Annotated in this window: 15 protein-coding genes; 5 read left to right on the top strand and 10 right to left on the bottom strand. The window is 64.9% G+C overall.

Annotation, left to right across the window (positions count from 1 at the left end; translation table 11 throughout):
• Positions 1-15 precede the first annotated feature (15 nt).
• Both LJ656_RS25690 and LJ656_RS25685 read left to right on the top strand, forming a co-directional pair.
• Positions 16-939 (top strand): ketopantoate reductase family protein, encoded by a 924-nt coding sequence (locus LJ656_RS25690; RefSeq protein ID WP_329958902.1) that lies wholly within the window; start codon positions 16-18, stop codon positions 937-939.
• Between the two features lie 100 nt (positions 940-1,039).
• Positions 1,040-2,449 (top strand): MFS transporter, encoded by a 1,410-nt coding sequence (locus tag LJ656_RS25685; protein WP_230512332.1) that lies wholly within the window; start codon positions 1,040-1,042, stop codon positions 2,447-2,449.
• A 96-nt stretch (positions 2,450-2,545) separates the two neighbouring features.
• On the opposite strand, the gene LJ656_RS25680 is transcribed toward LJ656_RS25685, so the two are convergent.
• The 6 genes from LJ656_RS25680 to LJ656_RS25655 all read right to left on the bottom strand — a co-directional run bounded on the left by LJ656_RS25680 (position 2,546) and on the right by LJ656_RS25655 (position 8,747).
• Positions 2,546-3,283, bottom strand: a complete 738-nt coding sequence (locus tag LJ656_RS25680) for a DUF2278 family protein (protein WP_230512331.1) — start codon at positions 3,281-3,283, stop codon at positions 2,546-2,548.
• Positions 3,284-3,384: 101 nt separating this feature from the next.
• Positions 3,385-4,842 carry an aspartate aminotransferase family protein gene (locus LJ656_RS25675; protein WP_230512330.1) on the bottom strand — a complete coding sequence of 486 codons (1,458 nt, stop codon included), beginning with the start codon at positions 4,840-4,842 and terminating at the stop codon, positions 3,385-3,387.
• 44 nt (positions 4,843-4,886) lie between these two features.
• Positions 4,887-6,221 carry a glutamine synthetase family protein gene (locus LJ656_RS25670; protein WP_230512329.1) on the bottom strand — a complete coding sequence of 445 codons (1,335 nt, stop codon included), beginning with the start codon at positions 6,219-6,221 and terminating at the stop codon, positions 4,887-4,889.
• Positions 6,222-6,571: 350 nt separating this feature from the next.
• Positions 6,572-6,775 carry a hypothetical protein gene (locus LJ656_RS25665; protein WP_083654698.1) on the bottom strand — a complete coding sequence of 68 codons (204 nt, stop codon included), beginning with the start codon at positions 6,773-6,775 and terminating at the stop codon, positions 6,572-6,574.
• Positions 6,776-7,111: 336 nt separating this feature from the next.
• Positions 7,112-8,131 (bottom strand): VTT domain-containing protein, encoded by a 1,020-nt coding sequence (locus LJ656_RS25660; RefSeq protein WP_230512328.1) that lies wholly within the window; start codon positions 8,129-8,131, stop codon positions 7,112-7,114.
• Between the two features lie 199 nt (positions 8,132-8,330).
• A complete protein-coding gene (locus LJ656_RS25655; protein ID WP_230512327.1) occupies positions 8,331-8,747 on the bottom strand; it encodes a cupin domain-containing protein in 417 nt (138 codons plus the stop codon).
• 180 nt (positions 8,748-8,927) lie between these two features.
• Between LJ656_RS25655 and LJ656_RS25650 the strand changes: the two genes are divergently transcribed.
• Positions 8,928-9,533, top strand: coding sequence for a peroxidase-related enzyme (locus tag LJ656_RS25650; RefSeq protein WP_230512326.1), 606 nt, complete (start codon positions 8,928-8,930; stop codon positions 9,531-9,533).
• 64 nt (positions 9,534-9,597) lie between these two features.
• Here the strand turns inward: LJ656_RS25650 and LJ656_RS25645 are convergent, their stop codons facing one another.
• Both LJ656_RS25645 and LJ656_RS25640 read right to left on the bottom strand, forming a co-directional pair.
• A complete protein-coding gene (locus LJ656_RS25645) occupies positions 9,598-10,905 on the bottom strand; it encodes an MFS transporter (RefSeq protein ID WP_230512325.1) in 1,308 nt (435 codons plus the stop codon).
• 82 nt (positions 10,906-10,987) lie between these two features.
• Positions 10,988-11,986, bottom strand: a complete 999-nt coding sequence (locus LJ656_RS25640) for a LysR substrate-binding domain-containing protein (RefSeq protein ID WP_230512432.1) — start codon at positions 11,984-11,986, stop codon at positions 10,988-10,990.
• A gap of 212 nt (positions 11,987-12,198) precedes the next feature.
• On the opposite strand from LJ656_RS25640, the gene LJ656_RS25635 reads away from it, so the two are divergent.
• A complete protein-coding gene (locus tag LJ656_RS25635; protein WP_230512324.1) occupies positions 12,199-12,924 on the top strand; it encodes a DUF899 family protein in 726 nt (241 codons plus the stop codon).
• A gap of 41 nt (positions 12,925-12,965) precedes the next feature.
• Here the strand turns inward: LJ656_RS25635 and LJ656_RS25630 are convergent, their stop codons facing one another.
• Both LJ656_RS25630 and LJ656_RS25625 read right to left on the bottom strand, forming a co-directional pair.
• Positions 12,966-14,939 carry a putative bifunctional diguanylate cyclase/phosphodiesterase gene (locus LJ656_RS25630; protein ID WP_230512323.1) on the bottom strand — a complete coding sequence of 658 codons (1,974 nt, stop codon included), beginning with the start codon at positions 14,937-14,939 and terminating at the stop codon, positions 12,966-12,968.
• Positions 14,940-15,148: 209 nt separating this feature from the next.
• Positions 15,149-15,544, bottom strand: a complete 396-nt coding sequence (locus LJ656_RS25625; protein WP_425606008.1) for a hypothetical protein — start codon at positions 15,542-15,544, stop codon at positions 15,149-15,151.
• Between the two features lie 349 nt (positions 15,545-15,893).
• On the opposite strand from LJ656_RS25625, the gene LJ656_RS25620 reads away from it, so the two are divergent.
• The gene (locus LJ656_RS25620) at positions 15,894-16,172 is read left to right on the top strand and encodes an HU family DNA-binding protein (protein WP_013092091.1); all 279 of its coding nucleotides are present in this window, start codon (positions 15,894-15,896) and stop codon (positions 16,170-16,172) included.
• Positions 16,173-16,222 lie beyond the last annotated feature (50 nt).

Below are 16,222 nucleotides of genomic sequence, written 5' to 3'. Positions count from 1 at the left end.
GCGATGCGAGACGCTATGGATATTGCAATTCTCGGCGCGGGCGCAATGGGCTCGCTGTTCGGTGGGCTGCTGGCCGAGGCGGGCCATCGCGTCACGCTCGTCGATATCGACGACGCGCACCTCGACGCGATTGCCCGCGAGGGCTTGCGCGTGACGACGGACGCGGGCTCGCGAATGGTTGGGAGTCTTAAAGGCTGCCGTCCCGAACAGGCCGCTGCCGCGCCCGAGCTGCTGATCGTCTTCACGAAGACGATGCACACCGACGCGGCATTGACCTCCGCGCGAGCATTGCTCGGCGAGCACACCGCGGTGCTGTCGCTGCAGAACGGCCTGGGCAATGTCGAACGAATTGCTCGCCACGTGCCGCGCGAACGCGTGATGGCGGGCATGACCACATGGCCGGCCGACAAGCCGGGCGCCGGCGAGGTCAGCTCGCACGGCGCCGGCGAAATCCGGCTGATGAGCGCGGACGGCGAACTGCACGCGCATGTGCAGCGCACCGTCGATGCATTGAATTCGGCCGGCCTGAACAGCGTCGCCGATCCGAACGTGTGGTCGGCGATCTGGGAGAAGGTCGCTTTCAACGCGGCGCTCAATAGTCTGTGCGCGATGACCCAATGCACGGTCGGCGAGCTGACGAATCTGCCGGACGGCGAGGCGCTCGCGCTGAAGATCGTCGCCGAGGTTGCGACGGTCGCGTGCGCGAACGGCGTCGCATTCGACGAAGCGCATGTGATCGACAACGTGCGCTTCGCGCTCGCGAATCACCGCGCGCATCGGCCGTCGATGTTGCAGGACGTGCTGGCCGGCCGCAAAACCGAGATCGAAGCGATCAACGGCGCGGTCGTCGCGGCCGCGCACGCGAAGGGCATCGCCGTCCCGACCACCGAATGTCTGCTGCAACTGGTACGGCTGGTCGACGCGCGCGGCCCGCGTTGACGCATGAAATCCGGCGCGCGTGCAAGCCGCGCCGGCGACACCGATAACGATAAAAAAAAATCGATAAACGCGCACGCAGCGCAAACATGGAGACAAGCTCATGAATTACGTTCCTCCCGCCTCGGCCGCCTCGGGCGCGCCTCACGACGCGGCGCTCGCCGGTATCTCGCGCGGCGGCAGCGCGGTCGATATCGGCCACGCGCTCGACGACGGTCCGTACACGCTGTTGCAGAAAATCGCGGTGGTGCTAGCGGCGCTGTCGATCGTCGTCGACGGTTTCGACAGTCAGCTGATCGGCTTCGCGATTCCGACGCTGATCAAGGAGTGGGGCATCACGCGCAACGCATTTGCGCCGGTGGTCGCGGCGGGGCTGGTCGGAATGGGGATCGGCAGCGCGTTCGCCGGCCTGTTCGCCGATCGCTTCGGCCGCCGTTGGGCGGTGATCGGCAGCGTGCTGGTGTTCGGCGTCGCGACCTGTGCGATCAGCCTCGCGCCGAACGTCGCGGCGATCGCGGCGCTGCGCTTCATCGCGGGGCTGGGGATCGGCGGCGCGCTGCCGAGTTCGACCACGCTGACCGCCGAATTCACGCCCGCGCGCTTTCGCACCTTCGCGGTGACCGCGACGATTCTGTGCGTGCCGCTGGGCGGGATGGTCGCCGGGCTGTTCGCGGGCCAGGTGTTGCCGGTGTACGGCTGGCGGGGTCTGTTCGTCGCGGGCGGGGTGCTGCCGCTGCTGCTGGCGCTCGTGCTGCTGTTCGCGCTGCCGGAATCGCCGCGCTTTCTTGCGCGCCGTCCGCGCCGCTGGCCGGAACTCGTGAAGCTGCTGCGCCGGATGCAGCGCGACGTGTCGGCCGATGCGAGCTTCACCGACGTGCGTGAGCAAAGTGCGGAGAAACACATCGGTTTTACCGCGCTGTTCCGCGACGGCCGCGCGCGCGACACCGTTGCGATCTGGGGCGCGTTCTTCATGTGCCTGCTTGCCGTGTACGCGGCGTTCAGCTGGCTGCCGTCGATGCTGACCAGCGAGGGCTTTAGCGTCGCGATGGCGGGCTACGGTCTGAGCGCGTACAACCTGGGCGGTGTGATCGGCGCGGTGCTGTGCGCGCTTGCGATCGGCCGCTACGGTTCGCGCTGGCCGCTGCTGCTGTGCTGCGCGGGCGGGGTCGCGAGTGCGTGGCTGCTGCTCGGCGTGAACGCGACGCAACACTCCACGCTGATGATCTTCGGCCTCGGCCTGCATGGGCTGTTCGTCAACGCGGTGCAATCGACGATGTACGCACTGTGCGCATACGTCTACACGACCGGCGTGCGGGCAACCGGTACCGCGTCCGCACTCGCGGTCGGCCGCCTCGGCGCGATCCTCAGCGCGTTCGCGGGCGCGGCGGTGATTACGGCCGGCGGCGCGTTCGGCTACCTGCTGATGCTCGGCATCGCGATGGTGGTCGTGTTGATCGCGCTGGCGGTCGTGCAGCGCCATATACCGCGCAGAGGCGGCGCGAGCGCGCGCTGAGCGATACGGCGGTCCGGCGGTCCGGCCGCGGCACGACGCCCGCGCCGGGCGCCGGTCAGTTGGGTTTGATGGCGGGTCTGCGGCACAGCTTCTGATTTAGCTGCCGCCGCCGCGGATGTAATCCGGCAACGCCAGTGCGTTCGGCACGGGATTGCCGGACGCGTCGGTCGGCAGATACTGGGTCTGAAACGCAGTGAACATCGCGGCGAAGCCGTCGGCGCGCTGCACGATTACCGCGCCATCCTGGAACGCGCCGTTTTCGTCGTAGTGCGGACCGCGCGGATTGCCCTGATTCATGTGGGTTTCGTGCAGGCCGTCCTTTTTCGGCAGGAACAGAAAGCCGAAGCCGTAAACCACGATGCCCGCGGTGGTCGGGGTCCAGAAGTCGCGGTTATGCAGCTGACCGCTGCCGTTGTCGTACGGCAGGCTTTCGGCCGGCTGGCTTTCGTCGATCGTCAGAATGCCGTTGACGATGTCGTTGACGTCGGCGCGGTTGCCGTTCTCGTCCTTGTATGGAATCGGCCGCATTCTGCGGATGTCGAGCAGGCTGCTGTCCTGGAAGTAATCGAGGCGTGGGAAGCCGCTGGTGTAGAGACCGGGAGCGAGAGCCGTTAGTTTGGCGGTCAGCGGATCGGTGAAGTTCAGGTCGGCGTAGAAGTACACATCGTCGCTGCCGTTTTTACCGGGCTGGGTCGATGCCGAATTCACGACGAGGTTGAATGGTTTGTTGTCGTTGGCGGTGACCGTAATGACGTAGTGCGGACTGCCCACATACGAATCCTTGAAAGGCGCGGCGCGCAGTAAATTCCCTTTGAACATGCAGTATTCGTTCATGGCTGGAAAATCCTGGTCGGTGTGGAGCGGTGGCGGATGGAGGCAGCTTCGGATCGCGCAATCTCTGTGCCTCGGCAGGCGACCCGCGGGCCGCCCCTGCGCTACAGGATAATCCCAAGCGTCCGCGCGGTCGCATCGAACGCCGCTTTCGCCTTGCTCACTATCTCGTCGATTTCCGGCCGGCTGATCACCAGCGGCGGCGACAGCAGCATCCGGTCGCCGGTCGCGCGCATCACCAGATTGCCGTTGAAGCAGAAATCTCGGCACAGCGTGCCGACTTCACCGCCATTGTCGAAGCGCTTGCGGGTGCGCGGCTCCAGCGCAAGCTGGACGCCGGCAACCAGACCCGCACCGCTGATCTCGCCGACGATCGGATGCCCGGCGAACGTCTCACGCAGCCTGTTCTGAAGGTACGGACCGGTATCCGCTTTCACGCGCTCGACGATCTTCTCATCGCGCAGCAGCTTCAGATTCGCGACGGCAACGGCAGCCGCCACCGGATGCCCCGAATACGTCAGCCCGTGATTGAACTCACCGTGCTCGATCAGTGCGCGCGCGACGCGCTCATGCAGCCCGACCGCGCCCATCGGCACATAACCGCTCGTCAACCCCTTGGCCAGCGTAATCAGATCCGGCTCGAAGCCGAAGTACTGATGCGCGAACCATTCGCCGGTACGCCCGAAGCCGCCGATCACTTCGTCCGCGACCAGCAGCACGTCGTATTTGCGGCAAATGCGCTGGATTTCCGGCCAATAGTTTGCCGCCGGGAAAATCACGCCGCCGGCTCCCTGGAAAGGCTCGCCGATAAACGCGGCGACATTGTCCGCGCCGAGCTCGAGAATCTTCTGTTCCAGTTGCCGGGCCCGCTCCAATGCGAATTCTTCCGGCGTCTGATCGCTCGCCGCTTCGCCGAAGAAATACGGCTGATCGATATGCACGATGTTCTCGACTTTCGACGGCATCTGCTCATGCATATACGCCATCCCACCGAGCGTGCCGCCCGCGATCGTCGAGCCGTGATAAGCGTTCTTGCGCGCGATGACGAACTTCTTCGCGGGGCGGCGTTGCGTCGCCCAGTATTGGTGGACGATGCGCAGCACCGTGTCATTGCCTTCCGAACCGCTGTTGCAGTAGAAGAAGTGATTGAACTGCGCGGGCGTCAATTCGGCGAGCAGTGCGGACAGTTCGATCACCGGCGGATGCGTGGTCTTGAAGAACGTGTTGTAGTACGGCAGTTCCTGCATCTGCCGATACGCGGCGTCGGCGAGTTCCTTGCGGCCATAGCCGACGTTCACGCACCATAGTCCCGCCATTGCGTCGATGATCTTGTTGCCGTCCGAGTCCCACAAATACACGCCGTGCGCTTTGACGATCACGCGGCTGCCCGCGCGGTTCAGCGCGCCCATATCCGAGAACGGATGGAGATGGTGCGCGGCATCCAACGCGCGGTAGTCGGCGGTGCTGCGCGCGGTCGCTTTCAGTGTCTGCTTGCTCGTGCCCACGATCTGCCCGGCGTCCGGCGTCGTTGCGAATGCGACTTCCTCGGTCTTATAGCTCATATAGCCTCCGGTTTTCGTTTGAGATCCTGATTAGCCGTCCACGCTCACACGTGCAGCAGCAAATGCCGGCGTTCCCACGAACTGATCACGCGGAAAAACGCTTCGTATTCGGTCTCTTTCAGCGCGAGATACGCACGGACGAACTTCTCGCCGAGTACTTCGGCAATCGGCTCGCACGCGCTCATCAACGACAGACCGTCTTCGAGATTGCGCGGCAATTGATACGGCAACGCATAGCCGTCGCTCGTCAGCGGTTCGGTCGCGGTGAGTCGCTGCGTAATGCCGAGATAACCGGCGGCCAACGTCGCGGCAATCGCCAGATACGGATTGCAATCGACGCCCGGAATGCGGTTCTCGATGCGGCGCGCGACCGGCGCCGAATACGGCACCCGGAAGCCGACCGTACGATTGTCGTAACCCCACGCGACGTTGATCGGCGCGGCCATGAAGCGCGACAGTCGGCGGTACGAATTGATGTATGGCGCGAAGATCGGCATCAGCGCCGGCGTGTATTTCTGCAAGCCGGCGATATAGCCGGTAAACAGCGAGGTCGGTTCGCCATCCGCGGCAGTGAACAGATTGCGGCCGGTTTCGAGGTCGACGAGACTCTGATGCATATGCATCGCCGAGCCCGGTTCGCCTTCCATCGGTTTGGCCATGAACGTCGCGTACATCTTGTGACGCAGCGCGGCCTCGCGCACGGTGCGCTTGAACAGAAACACGCTGTCCGCGAGTTTCAGCGGATCGCCGTGCATGAAGTTGATTTCCATCTGCGCGGCGCCGACTTCGTGAATCAGCGTGTCCACTTCGAGTTCCTGTACGTCGCAGTACTCGTAGATGTCTTCGAACAGCGGGTCGAATTCGTTGACCGCTTCGATCGAATACGCCTGGCGGCCGGTTTCCGCGCGGCCGGTACGACCGACCGGCGGTTGCAGCGGCAGATCGGGATCGCGGTTCATATCGACCAGATAGAATTCGAGTTCCGGCGCGATCACCGGCTTCCAGCCGCGCGCGTGGTACAGGTCGAGCACGCGGCGCAGCACGCAGCGCGGCGAAATTTCGACCGGCGTGCCGTCGAAGTGCACGCAATCGTGGATCACCTGGGCGGTTGGATCGACCGCCCACGGAATCATCCGGATCGTGCTCGCGTCGGGTACGCATACCATGTCGGGGTCGGTAACGCCGGTCAGCGAATCGCTTTTTGGATAGTCGCCGGTCACGGTCTGGACCATCACCGCTTGCGGCAGACGCATCGACTCGCCCGATTCGAACTTGCTGCGCGGAATGATCTTGCCGCGCGCGATACCCGCCATGTCCGGGATGATCGCTTCGATTTCGGTCACGTGATGCTTTTTCAGAAATTCGTCGATGTCATGCATGATTGTTCTCTCTGTGTTTGATGCGCGAGCCGGTTAGGCGGGTTTGTCTTGCATAACGAACAGGCGTGCCGATCCAGCGCCGGCGATCGAGTCGACGGCGTTCGGATTGGCGTACGGCGCTATCGGAAAACGCGCAGGCGAGTCAAGGCCAGCGCAAATCGACGCAACAACGCGCAGCGCTTATTGGGCTGAGTGAAATGGATGCGATTTAATCCGTAGTCGCGACGTACGGCTATCGGCCGGCAGCGCGCGGACGCAAGCAACTCGCTCGCGAGTCAACGCGACTCAACGCGAACAAGCGCGAGTAAACGGATCAATCGAACCGCGAATGAGATGACGGAAGGGAGGCGCTACGGCAGCAGCGAAGCGACTTCGTCTGTGCGCACGGCGATAAATGCACGGGCGGACAGCACGTTACGGCGCCGTACCGAACGACGCGACAGGACTGTGATGACGGACAGGAAGCGGCGAAACGCAAGGCTGCCGCTGCTGCCGTCGGCGCTGGCGCCGTCAATGCACATACTGCGTGCCTGACTGCGATTCCAGTTCACCAAAGGGCCTCGGACTCTCACGATGACACTCGACTGCGTTGTTGAGGGAAGTATTGAGCGCTCTGTTTCGAATCCGTAGCGGACCTGGAAGAAACAGCACGCGGGTCGATCGCTTTAAACCGCTGCGAGACGTTTTCGCTGCACGGCCAAGAATCTGATGATACGTAATGCAGAACTTATTTCAGTGCTTAAGCGGCGTGCGCGAGCCGATCGACCTGTAGGAAGCATATACGAGCTATAAATGCCGTCAATTTATTTTTATTTTTTGGCAATCCGGCATCGCGCGCGATGCCGGATGGATTCTGTCGAACTCGCGCCCGATTGCGGCGCGAATTGCGCTTATTTCGCGAGCCGCGCGCGGATCGTGTATTCGCCTTCGTGGCCCTGGTCTTCGAGCATATGCGCCATCGCGGTATTGAAGTCGGGCGGCAACGGTTCGACCGGATAACCGCGCTTTTCCCATGCGTCGAGGCCGCCCTTCAGCGCGCGAACGTGATGAATGTTCTTGCGATGCAGCTGTTTGACGATGCGCTTGGCCGTCGCTTCGTTCGGACATACGCAATAGACGACGATCGGCCGCTTCAGATACTCCGGATGAATCGGCTCGGGCGATTCGAGATCGAGCGGACGCGCGCCGGCAATCCGGTGCGATTCCTTTTCGCGCACGACACTCGGCCGCGCATCGAGAATCAGCGGCGGTTCGTTCGACTTCATCATTTCGTCGAGCTGCTCGGGCGAGATGCGCGTATGCGCGAGCCAGCGGCGAAACTGCAAACGGCGCAGCCAGCGATACAGCAAAGCCGCCGCGAAGATCACCGCGAACGTATCGACGATCGTGCCGCCGTTGTGGCGCACGGCCAGTATCAGTTGCACGATCTGATCGTGCAGAGCGCCGCCGCCGATCACCCACACGCTGGCCCACAGCGTCGCGCCGACCAGGTCCCACCACAGGAACACGCCGACGCCGATCGCGGTGGTGCCGAGCAGCGGCGCGGAAATCAGACCGAGCCCCGGCAGGAACTTGGCGACCGTCAGGATCGGCGCGCCGTAGCGTTCATAGGTATTGCGCGCGACCCGCACGGTGGTGTCGAGCGACAGGGAGAAGCGCACCAGATAGTTCAGCAACCGGCGGCCATACGCGCGGCCGGTGAAAAACCAGAGCGAGTCGGCCAGCAGCGTCGCGCCGACGGCCGCGAAGATCACGTTCGGATACGAGGTTTGCCCCATCGCGGCCATCGTGCCGCCGAGGACCAGCATCGGCGCGGCCGGAATCGGCATGCCGAGCTGCGTGACGAGCACGCTCATGAAGACGGCCCAGACGCCGAGAGACGCTGGAATAGCAATCGGGAAATGCCACACTACCGCGCTCCTGACAAAGCAATGAGAGAAACCGCAATCGGTCCGCGCCCGGCCGCTGGACGGCCATGCGACGCGTACGGCAATGCGGGGGCAAGCCGGGCGCGTCGGCGCGAAAGACGGATTTAAGCACAGGTAGCGGGTCGGTGTCGTGAAAGACCGTGAAAGGCTGCGGGTAAGGTTGTTGAAGGGCTCGGGTGGCTCAGGCATCGGCGGCCGGATCGTAAGGCACCACCTGCTCATGCTCGTCCGCGTGATTGCGCGCGACGATCGCCCGCGCGACCGCGTGCGGTTCGAGATTGAACGGCTGATGCGGGACGCCCGGCGCAATGAACAGAAAGTCGCCCGCCTCGGTAATCACCGACTCGCGCAGCCCCGGGCCGTAGCGCGTCTCGACCCGGCCTTCGAGCTGATAGATCGCGGTCTCGTAGCCGGCGTGAAAGTGCGGCTCCGCATGGCCGCCCGGCGGCACCACGACCATGTACATCGACAGCCCGGTAGCGCCCGCGGTCTGCGCCGAAATGCCGACGAAATACGGCAGCCGCTGCGCGGTCGCCATTTCGCGCTCCGGACGCACCTTGACGACGGCGGCGCGCGGGTCGGGAATCACGTTTGCCATGCTCGCTCCTCGGAGAGTCGCCGCGCGGCGCGGCGGCTGGCGGCCGGCTCGCAATCGCGGACCGACTAGTCGAGTGTAGGCGCCGGCGGACGCGCTGGAGGGGCGGATATCGGACGTTATCGAGCGTGGCGGCGTTGCTACAATGAACCGCTACAAGTACACCCATCACGGAGACAGCGAATGGCAACGCTTCAGCCTATCAGCCGCTACCCGGTGCCCGAGCCGAGCGAGTGGCCCGCCGATATCAGCGCCCGTATTCTCGAAGTACAGGAAAAAGCCGGCTTCGTGCCGAACGTGTTTCTGACGCTCGCGCATCGGCCCGACGAGTTTCGCGCGTTCTTTGCATATCACGACGCGTTGATGCTGAAAGAGGGCGGCCTCACGAAGGGCGAGCGCGAGATGATCGTGGTCGCGACGAGCGGGGTCAACGACTGTCTGTACTGCGTGGTCGCACACGGCGCGATTCTGCGCATCTACGAGAAGGCGCCGCTGCTCGCGGATCAGGTCGCGGTCAATCATCGCAAGGCCGATATCACCGAACGTCAGAAGGCGATGCTCGATTTCGCGCTGAAGGTGTGCCGCGCCTCGGGCACCGTCGACGAAGAGGACTTCCAGGCGTTGCGCGGCCACGGTTTCACCGACGAAGACATCTGGGACATCGCGGCGATTACCGCGTTTTTCGGCCTGTCGAACCGGATGGCCAACGTGATCTCGATGCGGCCGAACGACGAGTTTTATCTGATGGGGCGGGTGCCGAAGGCGGCGGCGGAGACAGCGAAGCCATAACGACTTCGCGGCGAACCGGGCGCCGCGTGCCGGATTGCTTCGGTTTGCGTATCGATAGCGTGAATCACGCGGCCGCCGGCTCCGACGCGCGCGGCTCACGCGTGTCCACCGCGCGATCGTCGATCGGAAAATGCAGCAGCGCCGCGAGCAGTCCGGCGGCGATCGTCGCCGCCCATAACAGCGAATACGAGCCGGTCAGATCGAACACGAGGCCGCCGAGCCATGCGCCGAGAAACGAGCCGACCTGGTGGCTCAGAAAGCACACGCCAAACAGACTGCCGAGGTGGCGCACGCCGAACACCCTGGCGACGAGCCCGCTCGTCAGCGGCACCGTGCCGAGCCACGTGAGGCCCATCACCGCGGCGAAGATCACGACCGACACGGTGCTCTTCGGCAGCAGGAAAAAGACGCCGATCGTCGCGCTGCGCAGCAGATACAGCCAGCCGAGCACGTGCTGCTGGCGGAACCGCCCGCCGAGCCAGCCGCATGCCCAACTGCCCGCCATGTTGAACAGGCCGATCAGCGCGAGCGCGGTCGCGCCGAGTCCGAGCGGCATATGGCACAGCGTCAGATATTCGGGCAGATGCGTCGCGATGAACGCGAGCTGGAAACCGCAGGTGAAAAAGCCGAGCGTCAGCAGACGGTAGCCGCGATGGCGAGTCGCTTGCGCGAGCACTTCGCGCAGCGGCGCGGCGGGTGTTTCCTGCGGCCGGGTTGGACGATCAGCCGGCAACGGAGTTGGCGTCGTCGCTCGCGGCTGGGCCTGGGTCCGCGCGCGGCGATCGAGCACGATGCCGAGCGGCGCGAACAGCAGCATTACGAATGCGAGCGCGAACAGCGACGTCGCGATTCCCGCGTGCAGCCTGATCCCTTGCACGAGCGGCACCATCAACACCTGGCCGGCCGAGCCGCCGGCGCTGACGAGCCCCATCGCGATGCTGCGCTGCTGCGGCGTCGCAATCCGCCCGACCGCCGGCAGCACGACGCCGAATGTCGTGCAGCTGACCCCGACCCCGACCAGCAGGCCCATCCCGATCACCAGCCACGCGCCGCTCGGCGCGACCGCCGACAGCGCGAGCCCGGCCGCGAAGGTGGTCGCGCCGAACGCGACCACCGGCGCCGAGCCGTAGCGGTCCGCGGCGGCGCCCGCGAACGGTTGAGCGAAGCCCCATACGAGGTTGTGCAGCGCGATCGCGAACGCGATCTGCGTCACCGGCAGACCGCGGTCGAATGAGAACGGGCCGATGAACAGGCCGAAGGTCTGGCGGATGCCCATCGCCGCGCTGAGGATCAGCGCGCCGGCGACGATCACCAGCGTGGTCGTGTGCGCACGGAGGGCGAGGGAGGGTCGCTTGCTGCGGTTGGTCGACATGGCGGGTTCTCCTTGAACGCCATCGTCGCAGTGCGCCGCGTGCGCGGCAAAGGAAAAGTCTTCGCTGACAGGTGAGCGTGGCTCACCTATGCGGGTGGGTCGCGCCGCCGTCGCTGCCGGTGTTGGGGTTGTCATTGACTTCGGCATTGGCTTCGAGATTGCCGCCGCTCGCCGCCGACCTCGCGAACGGCGCGGCCTCGCCGACCAGCCAGCGTTTGAAGTCCGCCAGCTCGGGGCGGCGGATCGCGCTGTCGGCGTCCTCGGCGCTGACCAGCCAGTACGCGGTGCTCGACGCGACCGTGCCCGCGCACGCCTCGACCAGCGCGCCGCTCGCCAGATCGCTGTCGACCAGCGGTTTGCGCCCGAGCGCGACGCCCAGACCCATGCTGGCCGCCTCGAACGCGAGCTGGATCGTGTCGACGCGCAGGCCGCCCGCGGCATCGATGCCGCTCGTGCCGGTGCCATCGAGCCACGCCTGCCAGTCCTCGCCGGCGGTGTTCACGTGAATCAGCGTCGCCTGTCGCAGGTCGATCTCGCCGCCCGCGTCGCGCAGTGTCTGGCGATACGCGGGGCTGCAGACCGGCACGAACTGCTCGTCGAACAGCCGCGTCCACGCGGTGCCGGCGACCGGCGCGCGGCTCATGCGGATCGCGAAGTCGAAGCCGTCGACCGGAAACCCGACCTGCCGCGACGACGTATCCACGCTGACGTTCACCCGCGGCCACCGCGCGCGAAAGCCGGCGAGACGCGGCAGCAGCCAGCGTGACGCGAAGGTCGGCGCGCAACTGAGCGCGATCGGCCGGTCGGCGCGATGCGTCGGCAGTCGCTGGGTGCCGATCGCGATCAGCGAAAACGCTTCGGAGACGTACGACAGATAATCGGCGCCGCTCGCGGTCAGCGAAATGCCGCGCGGCTCGCGCACGAACAGTTCGACGCCGAGCGCTTCCTCGAGCCCGACGATGCCGTGACTGATCGCGCTCGGCGTCACGTTCAGTTCGGCGGCGGCGAGTTTGAAACTCTGATGCCGGCCGGCCGCTTCGAAAAAGCGCAGCGCGGGCAAGGGGGGCAGGCGAAGCGGCATGGCGGTGTGGGTGGCGGTGGTGTGTCGCGCAAGCATACCGTGCGGCGCCGCCGGTCGGACGCGCGGGGCGGGGAAAGAATTTTCCCTTGCATGTGTCGATTTCCGCTCGCTTCATACGTCGTTATCTAAGAGCACGGCACGCATCGGCGACCGCTTGCCCGTCGTTTTCGAGAGCTTCATTTCTCACCCGATTTCTCACAAGGAGATGGCTGATGACTGACGCAAACGCATCTACACAGACGCAAACGCAAACGCTGAAACCGGCCCGCGAACTGGCCGACTTGCCGCCGCGCTTTCCGGGCGAAAGCGCCGCATATCGCCGTGCGCGCAACGACCTGCTGGCCGCGGAAATCGAGTTGCGCCGCCACATCGAGCGGGTCGCGGCGCAGCGCCGGGCGCTCCCGCCGGGCGGTCTCGTGCCCGAGGACTACCAGTTCGACGGCGAAGCCGGACCGGTCACGCTGTCGCAAATGTTTGGCGCGCACGACACGCTGGTCACCTACAACTGGATGTTCGGCCCGCGACGCGCGCGGCCGTGCCCGATGTGCACGTCGCTGCTGAGCGCGTGGGACGGCGAAATGCCCGACATCCTGCAGCGCGTCGCGTTCGCGGTGATCGGCCGCGCGCCGCTGGAGAAACTGCTGGCGTTCAAACAGGAGCGCGGCTGGCGGCATCTGCGGATCTATTCGTCGGGCGGCAACACCTTCAATCGCGACTATGCGGCCGAAGACCCGGCCGGCGACGACAATCCGGCGGTCAACGTGTTCACGCGCACCGGTGGGCAAGTGCGGCACTTCTGGGCCGAGGAGATGGGGCCATCGACCGCCGACCCGGGCCAGGATCCGCGCGGCGCGCCCGATCTGATGCCGTTGTGGACGATTCTCGACATGACGCCCGGCGGGCGCGGGACCGACTGGTATCCGAAGCTCGCGTATTGAAACTGGCGAACGGCGCGGGGGGCGACCGCGAGGTTCGCCAGCTACGAGTGCGTCTCCGTCGCCTGCCGCTGCGCCAACGCGGTCTGCAAAAAACCGCCGACCGCGCCGGAGCGCATTGGCCGGCTGAACAGATAGCCCTGCACCGCGTGCGCGCCAAGTGCTTTCACGACATCGGCCTGCAGCGGCGTTTCGAGCCCTTCGACCACGCATTCGAGCCCCAGGTTGCGGCACAGGTCGATCACCGACTTGATGATCTTCTTCGACGCGCTGTTGGTATCGACGTCGGTCACGAAGCTGCGGTCAATCTTGATCGCGTCGAACGGCAGCCGGTGCACGTAGCTCAGGCTCGAATAGCCGGTGCCGAAATCGTCGAGCGACACGCGGCAGCCGGCCTGTTTGAGCATCGTCAGCGCGCTGGCCGCCTGCTCGAAATCGCGCGTCAACGCGGTCTCGGTGATCTCGAACGTCACCCGCTGCGGCGACACCCCGCTCGCCGCGACGATGTCGATCAGCCGCCGCGCGCGGGCCGACGTCGAAATGTCGACCGCCGACAGATTGAACGACAGATACAGATCGGCTGGCCAGTGCGCGACTTCGCGCAGCGCCTGGCGCAGCAGTACGTCGGTGAGGCTCAGGATGAGCTCGGTACGCTCTGCAATCCGAATGAATTCCTCGGGCCGCACCATGCCGAGCCGCGGACTGTGCCAGCGGCCCAGCGCTTCGAGACCGATCGGGCGTTGCGTGGGCAGGTCGTAGATCGGCTGGAATTCGAGGAACAGCTCCGCTTCGAGGTCCGCGTGGCGCAGCTCCTGGGTGACGAGACTGAGGCGCCGCATCCGCGTTTCATGTTCGGTCGAGAAGATCACCGGCTTGCCGCGGCGGTTTTCCTTGCCGACATACAGCGCGGCGTCGGCGCGCTCGAACACCTGCTCGACCGTCGAGCCCGCGTCGGGAAACGCGGCCCAGCCGATCGTGCCGGTCAGTTCCGCGACGTTGCCGGCGAGCTGGTAGGGCCGGCTGAGCGCATCGCAGATGCGCTGCCCGAGTTCGACCAGCGCATCGTTCGACAGCTTCTCGCACACCAGTACGCCGAACTCGTCGCCGCCGAGCCGCGCGAACAGCAGCGCCGGCTCGCCGAGCGCGAGCAGACGCGCGCCGACTTCCTGCAGCACGAGGTCGCCGCTCGCGTGGCCATAGATATCGTTGACCTGCTTGAAACCGTCGAGATCGATCACCCCGACATTGAAACTGCCGCCGCGCGCGGCCGCCTGCTCCGCCATCGCGCGCAGCGACGCGAAATAGCTGCGCCGGTTCGGCAGGTCGGTCAGGCTGTCGATGCTGGCGAGCCGGAAGTTGTCGTCGCTGAGCCGCTGCGTGTTGAGCTGGCTGGTCTGCAACTCGCGCTGTGCCTGAATCGCGTCGGTGAAGGTGCGCCAGTATTGCAGGATCACGACCGCGAGCGCGACGCCGACCAGTGCCATATCGACGGCCATCGCAATGAAGACCGGATCGCCGGTGCTGATCAGATAGCCGCAGAAGCTTAGGATGACGATGCACAGCAACAGCAGCGCGGGCACCCGCAAATGAATCAGACAGAACACGCTGCCCACCAGCGTGGTGCTCATATAAAACGCGACCTGCGCCTGCTGGTATGCGCTGCCGTACGGCAGCAGCAGGATCGACCAGCAGCTGAAAGCGAAGCCGAACAGCCCGACCACCCACACCAGGCTGCGCATTTCGCCAACGGCCCGTTCGGTCGTCAGCGGACGGCGCCGCAGCAGCCACCAGCGCGCGCAGCGGTACAGGCACGCGCCGCCGAGCCCGAGCGGAATGTACAGCGACAACCACAACGGCGCGCTGGCCAGATGCGTGATAGCGACCGACGCGGTGTTGACCAGCAAAATGAAATAGAGCAGCGGGACCTGCCGGCTGAAGGCCTGAAATTGCGCACGCATCAGCTCGGCGTCGACTGCCGGGACCGATAGCATCCGTTTCAATCTTGGTGGCCGCACCATCTTCATCCCTTTAAACGTTTGGGCGCTCAGCGCAGCTTTTTATATCGGCTGATGGCGGACTAACTTGAGCAGGATTGATCGTCGGAGCGCGGCAAACCGGGCACCTGGATAAAGCGGCACGAGATCGGTAAGTACTACCTGGCTCGCGCAGCTGATGCGGCGTGGCAGTCAGTCGTTTATGCCGGACTGCAACTCGTCGGGAGCCGCGATCAAAGAGTGGGACATGACAGCACGCGTTGCGGCGCCATCGGTGTGCCGGGCTGGCCGTTCGGCGCGGGCGTGCCTTGCGGCGGCGTCGAAACGAGCCTCACCGTATCGGCACCCGCATTCGCGAGCACGTATTTTTCCGCGCTGTTATCCGGCTGCCAGTAAGCGCGATAGACGCTGCCGTCGCCGAACACGAGCAGCCTGCCGTGAATTTTTTGCGCGCCTTTGATCAGATCGACCGGTTCCCCGGCGCGCAACGCAAAGCCCTGCAATGCGCCGGACTGGGTTGCACCGGCGAGGGTTGCACAGGCGTTGTCGTCCGCGACGGCGGCACGCGGCGCGAACGCGGTGACGAGCATCGCGAGCATCGTGCCCGAGGCAAAGCGGCGAGTTCTCACTTTTTTATTTCTGCGAAAAGTTAACCTGAGCTGATCGCGCAAAGAACGCGCCTGAGTGTTCTCTCTTAGTCTTGCGGCTTGCCGGAACCGCCGATGGCTCGCCGCGAGTCGCGCTAAAGCACTGAAATTGCAACGGATTGTGATGCGCGGCAAAAACGCGCGGGAGCGCGCGCGCACATAAGCCCTCGATTCTTATGGCAGTTTGCTTCTCAAAAACGTCAAATCGAGGCCCCGCCGTTGATACAAGCCTTACACCAAGGGTTTGCGCGAAAGTGGGGCTATGCGTTAGTGTGTCGGTCCCGGCGCCTCAGAAGGGCGCCGATTCCATGATTACCATACGGGAAGTGCTATGAACAAACAGGAACTGATTGATGCAGTCGCCGCAGCGACGGGCGAAAGCAAAGCGGCCACCGGCCAGACCATCGACGCAATCGTCGAAGCAGTGACCAAGGCCGTCGTGAGCGGCGATACGGTGCAACTGGTTGGTTTCGGTTCTTTCTCGACCGGCGCGCGCGCAGCACGCGTGGGCCGTAACCCGTCGACGGGCGAGGAAATCCAGATCGCCGCGGCCAAGACGGTGAAGTTCACCGCGGGCAAGGCGTTCAAGGAAGCTGTCAACGCGTCGTAATGCAACGCGCTTCACGCCGGACCGAGCCTTCGCGGTGCGCTGCGCAGCCT

It is taken from the genome of Paraburkholderia sejongensis, assembly GCF_020880815.1.
Lineage (GTDB): Bacteria > Pseudomonadota > Gammaproteobacteria > Burkholderiales > Burkholderiaceae > Paraburkholderia > Paraburkholderia sejongensis.
This window is presented reverse-complemented; position numbering and strand designations above follow the sequence as displayed.

Coding starts and splice junctions, on each gene's coding strand:
- LJ656_RS25690 (WP_329958902.1), top strand. CDS start 16: ATGGATATTGCAATTCTCGGCGCGGGCGCAATGGGCTCGCTGTTCGGT.
- LJ656_RS25685 (WP_230512332.1), top strand. CDS start 1,040: ATGAATTACGTTCCTCCCGCCTCGGCCGCCTCGGGCGCGCCTCACGAC.
- LJ656_RS25680 (WP_230512331.1), bottom strand. CDS start 3,283: ATGAACGAATACTGCATGTTCAAAGGGAATTTACTGCGCGCCGCGCCT.
- LJ656_RS25675 (WP_230512330.1), bottom strand. CDS start 4,842: ATGAGCTATAAGACCGAGGAAGTCGCATTCGCAACGACGCCGGACGCC.
- LJ656_RS25670 (WP_230512329.1), bottom strand. CDS start 6,221: ATGCATGACATCGACGAATTTCTGAAAAAGCATCACGTGACCGAAATC.
- LJ656_RS25655 (WP_230512327.1), bottom strand. CDS start 8,747: ATGGCAAACGTGATTCCCGACCCGCGCGCCGCCGTCGTCAAGGTGCGT.
- LJ656_RS25650 (WP_230512326.1), top strand. CDS start 8,928: ATGGCAACGCTTCAGCCTATCAGCCGCTACCCGGTGCCCGAGCCGAGC.
- LJ656_RS25645 (WP_230512325.1), bottom strand. CDS start 10,905: ATGTCGACCAACCGCAGCAAGCGACCCTCCCTCGCCCTCCGTGCGCAC.
- LJ656_RS25640 (WP_230512432.1), bottom strand. CDS start 11,986: ATGCCGCTTCGCCTGCCCCCCTTGCCCGCGCTGCGCTTTTTCGAAGCG.
- LJ656_RS25635 (WP_230512324.1), top strand. CDS start 12,199: ATGACTGACGCAAACGCATCTACACAGACGCAAACGCAAACGCTGAAA.
- LJ656_RS25630 (WP_230512323.1), bottom strand. CDS start 14,939: ATGGTGCGGCCACCAAGATTGAAACGGATGCTATCGGTCCCGGCAGTC.
- LJ656_RS25620 (WP_013092091.1), top strand. CDS start 15,894: ATGAACAAACAGGAACTGATTGATGCAGTCGCCGCAGCGACGGGCGAA.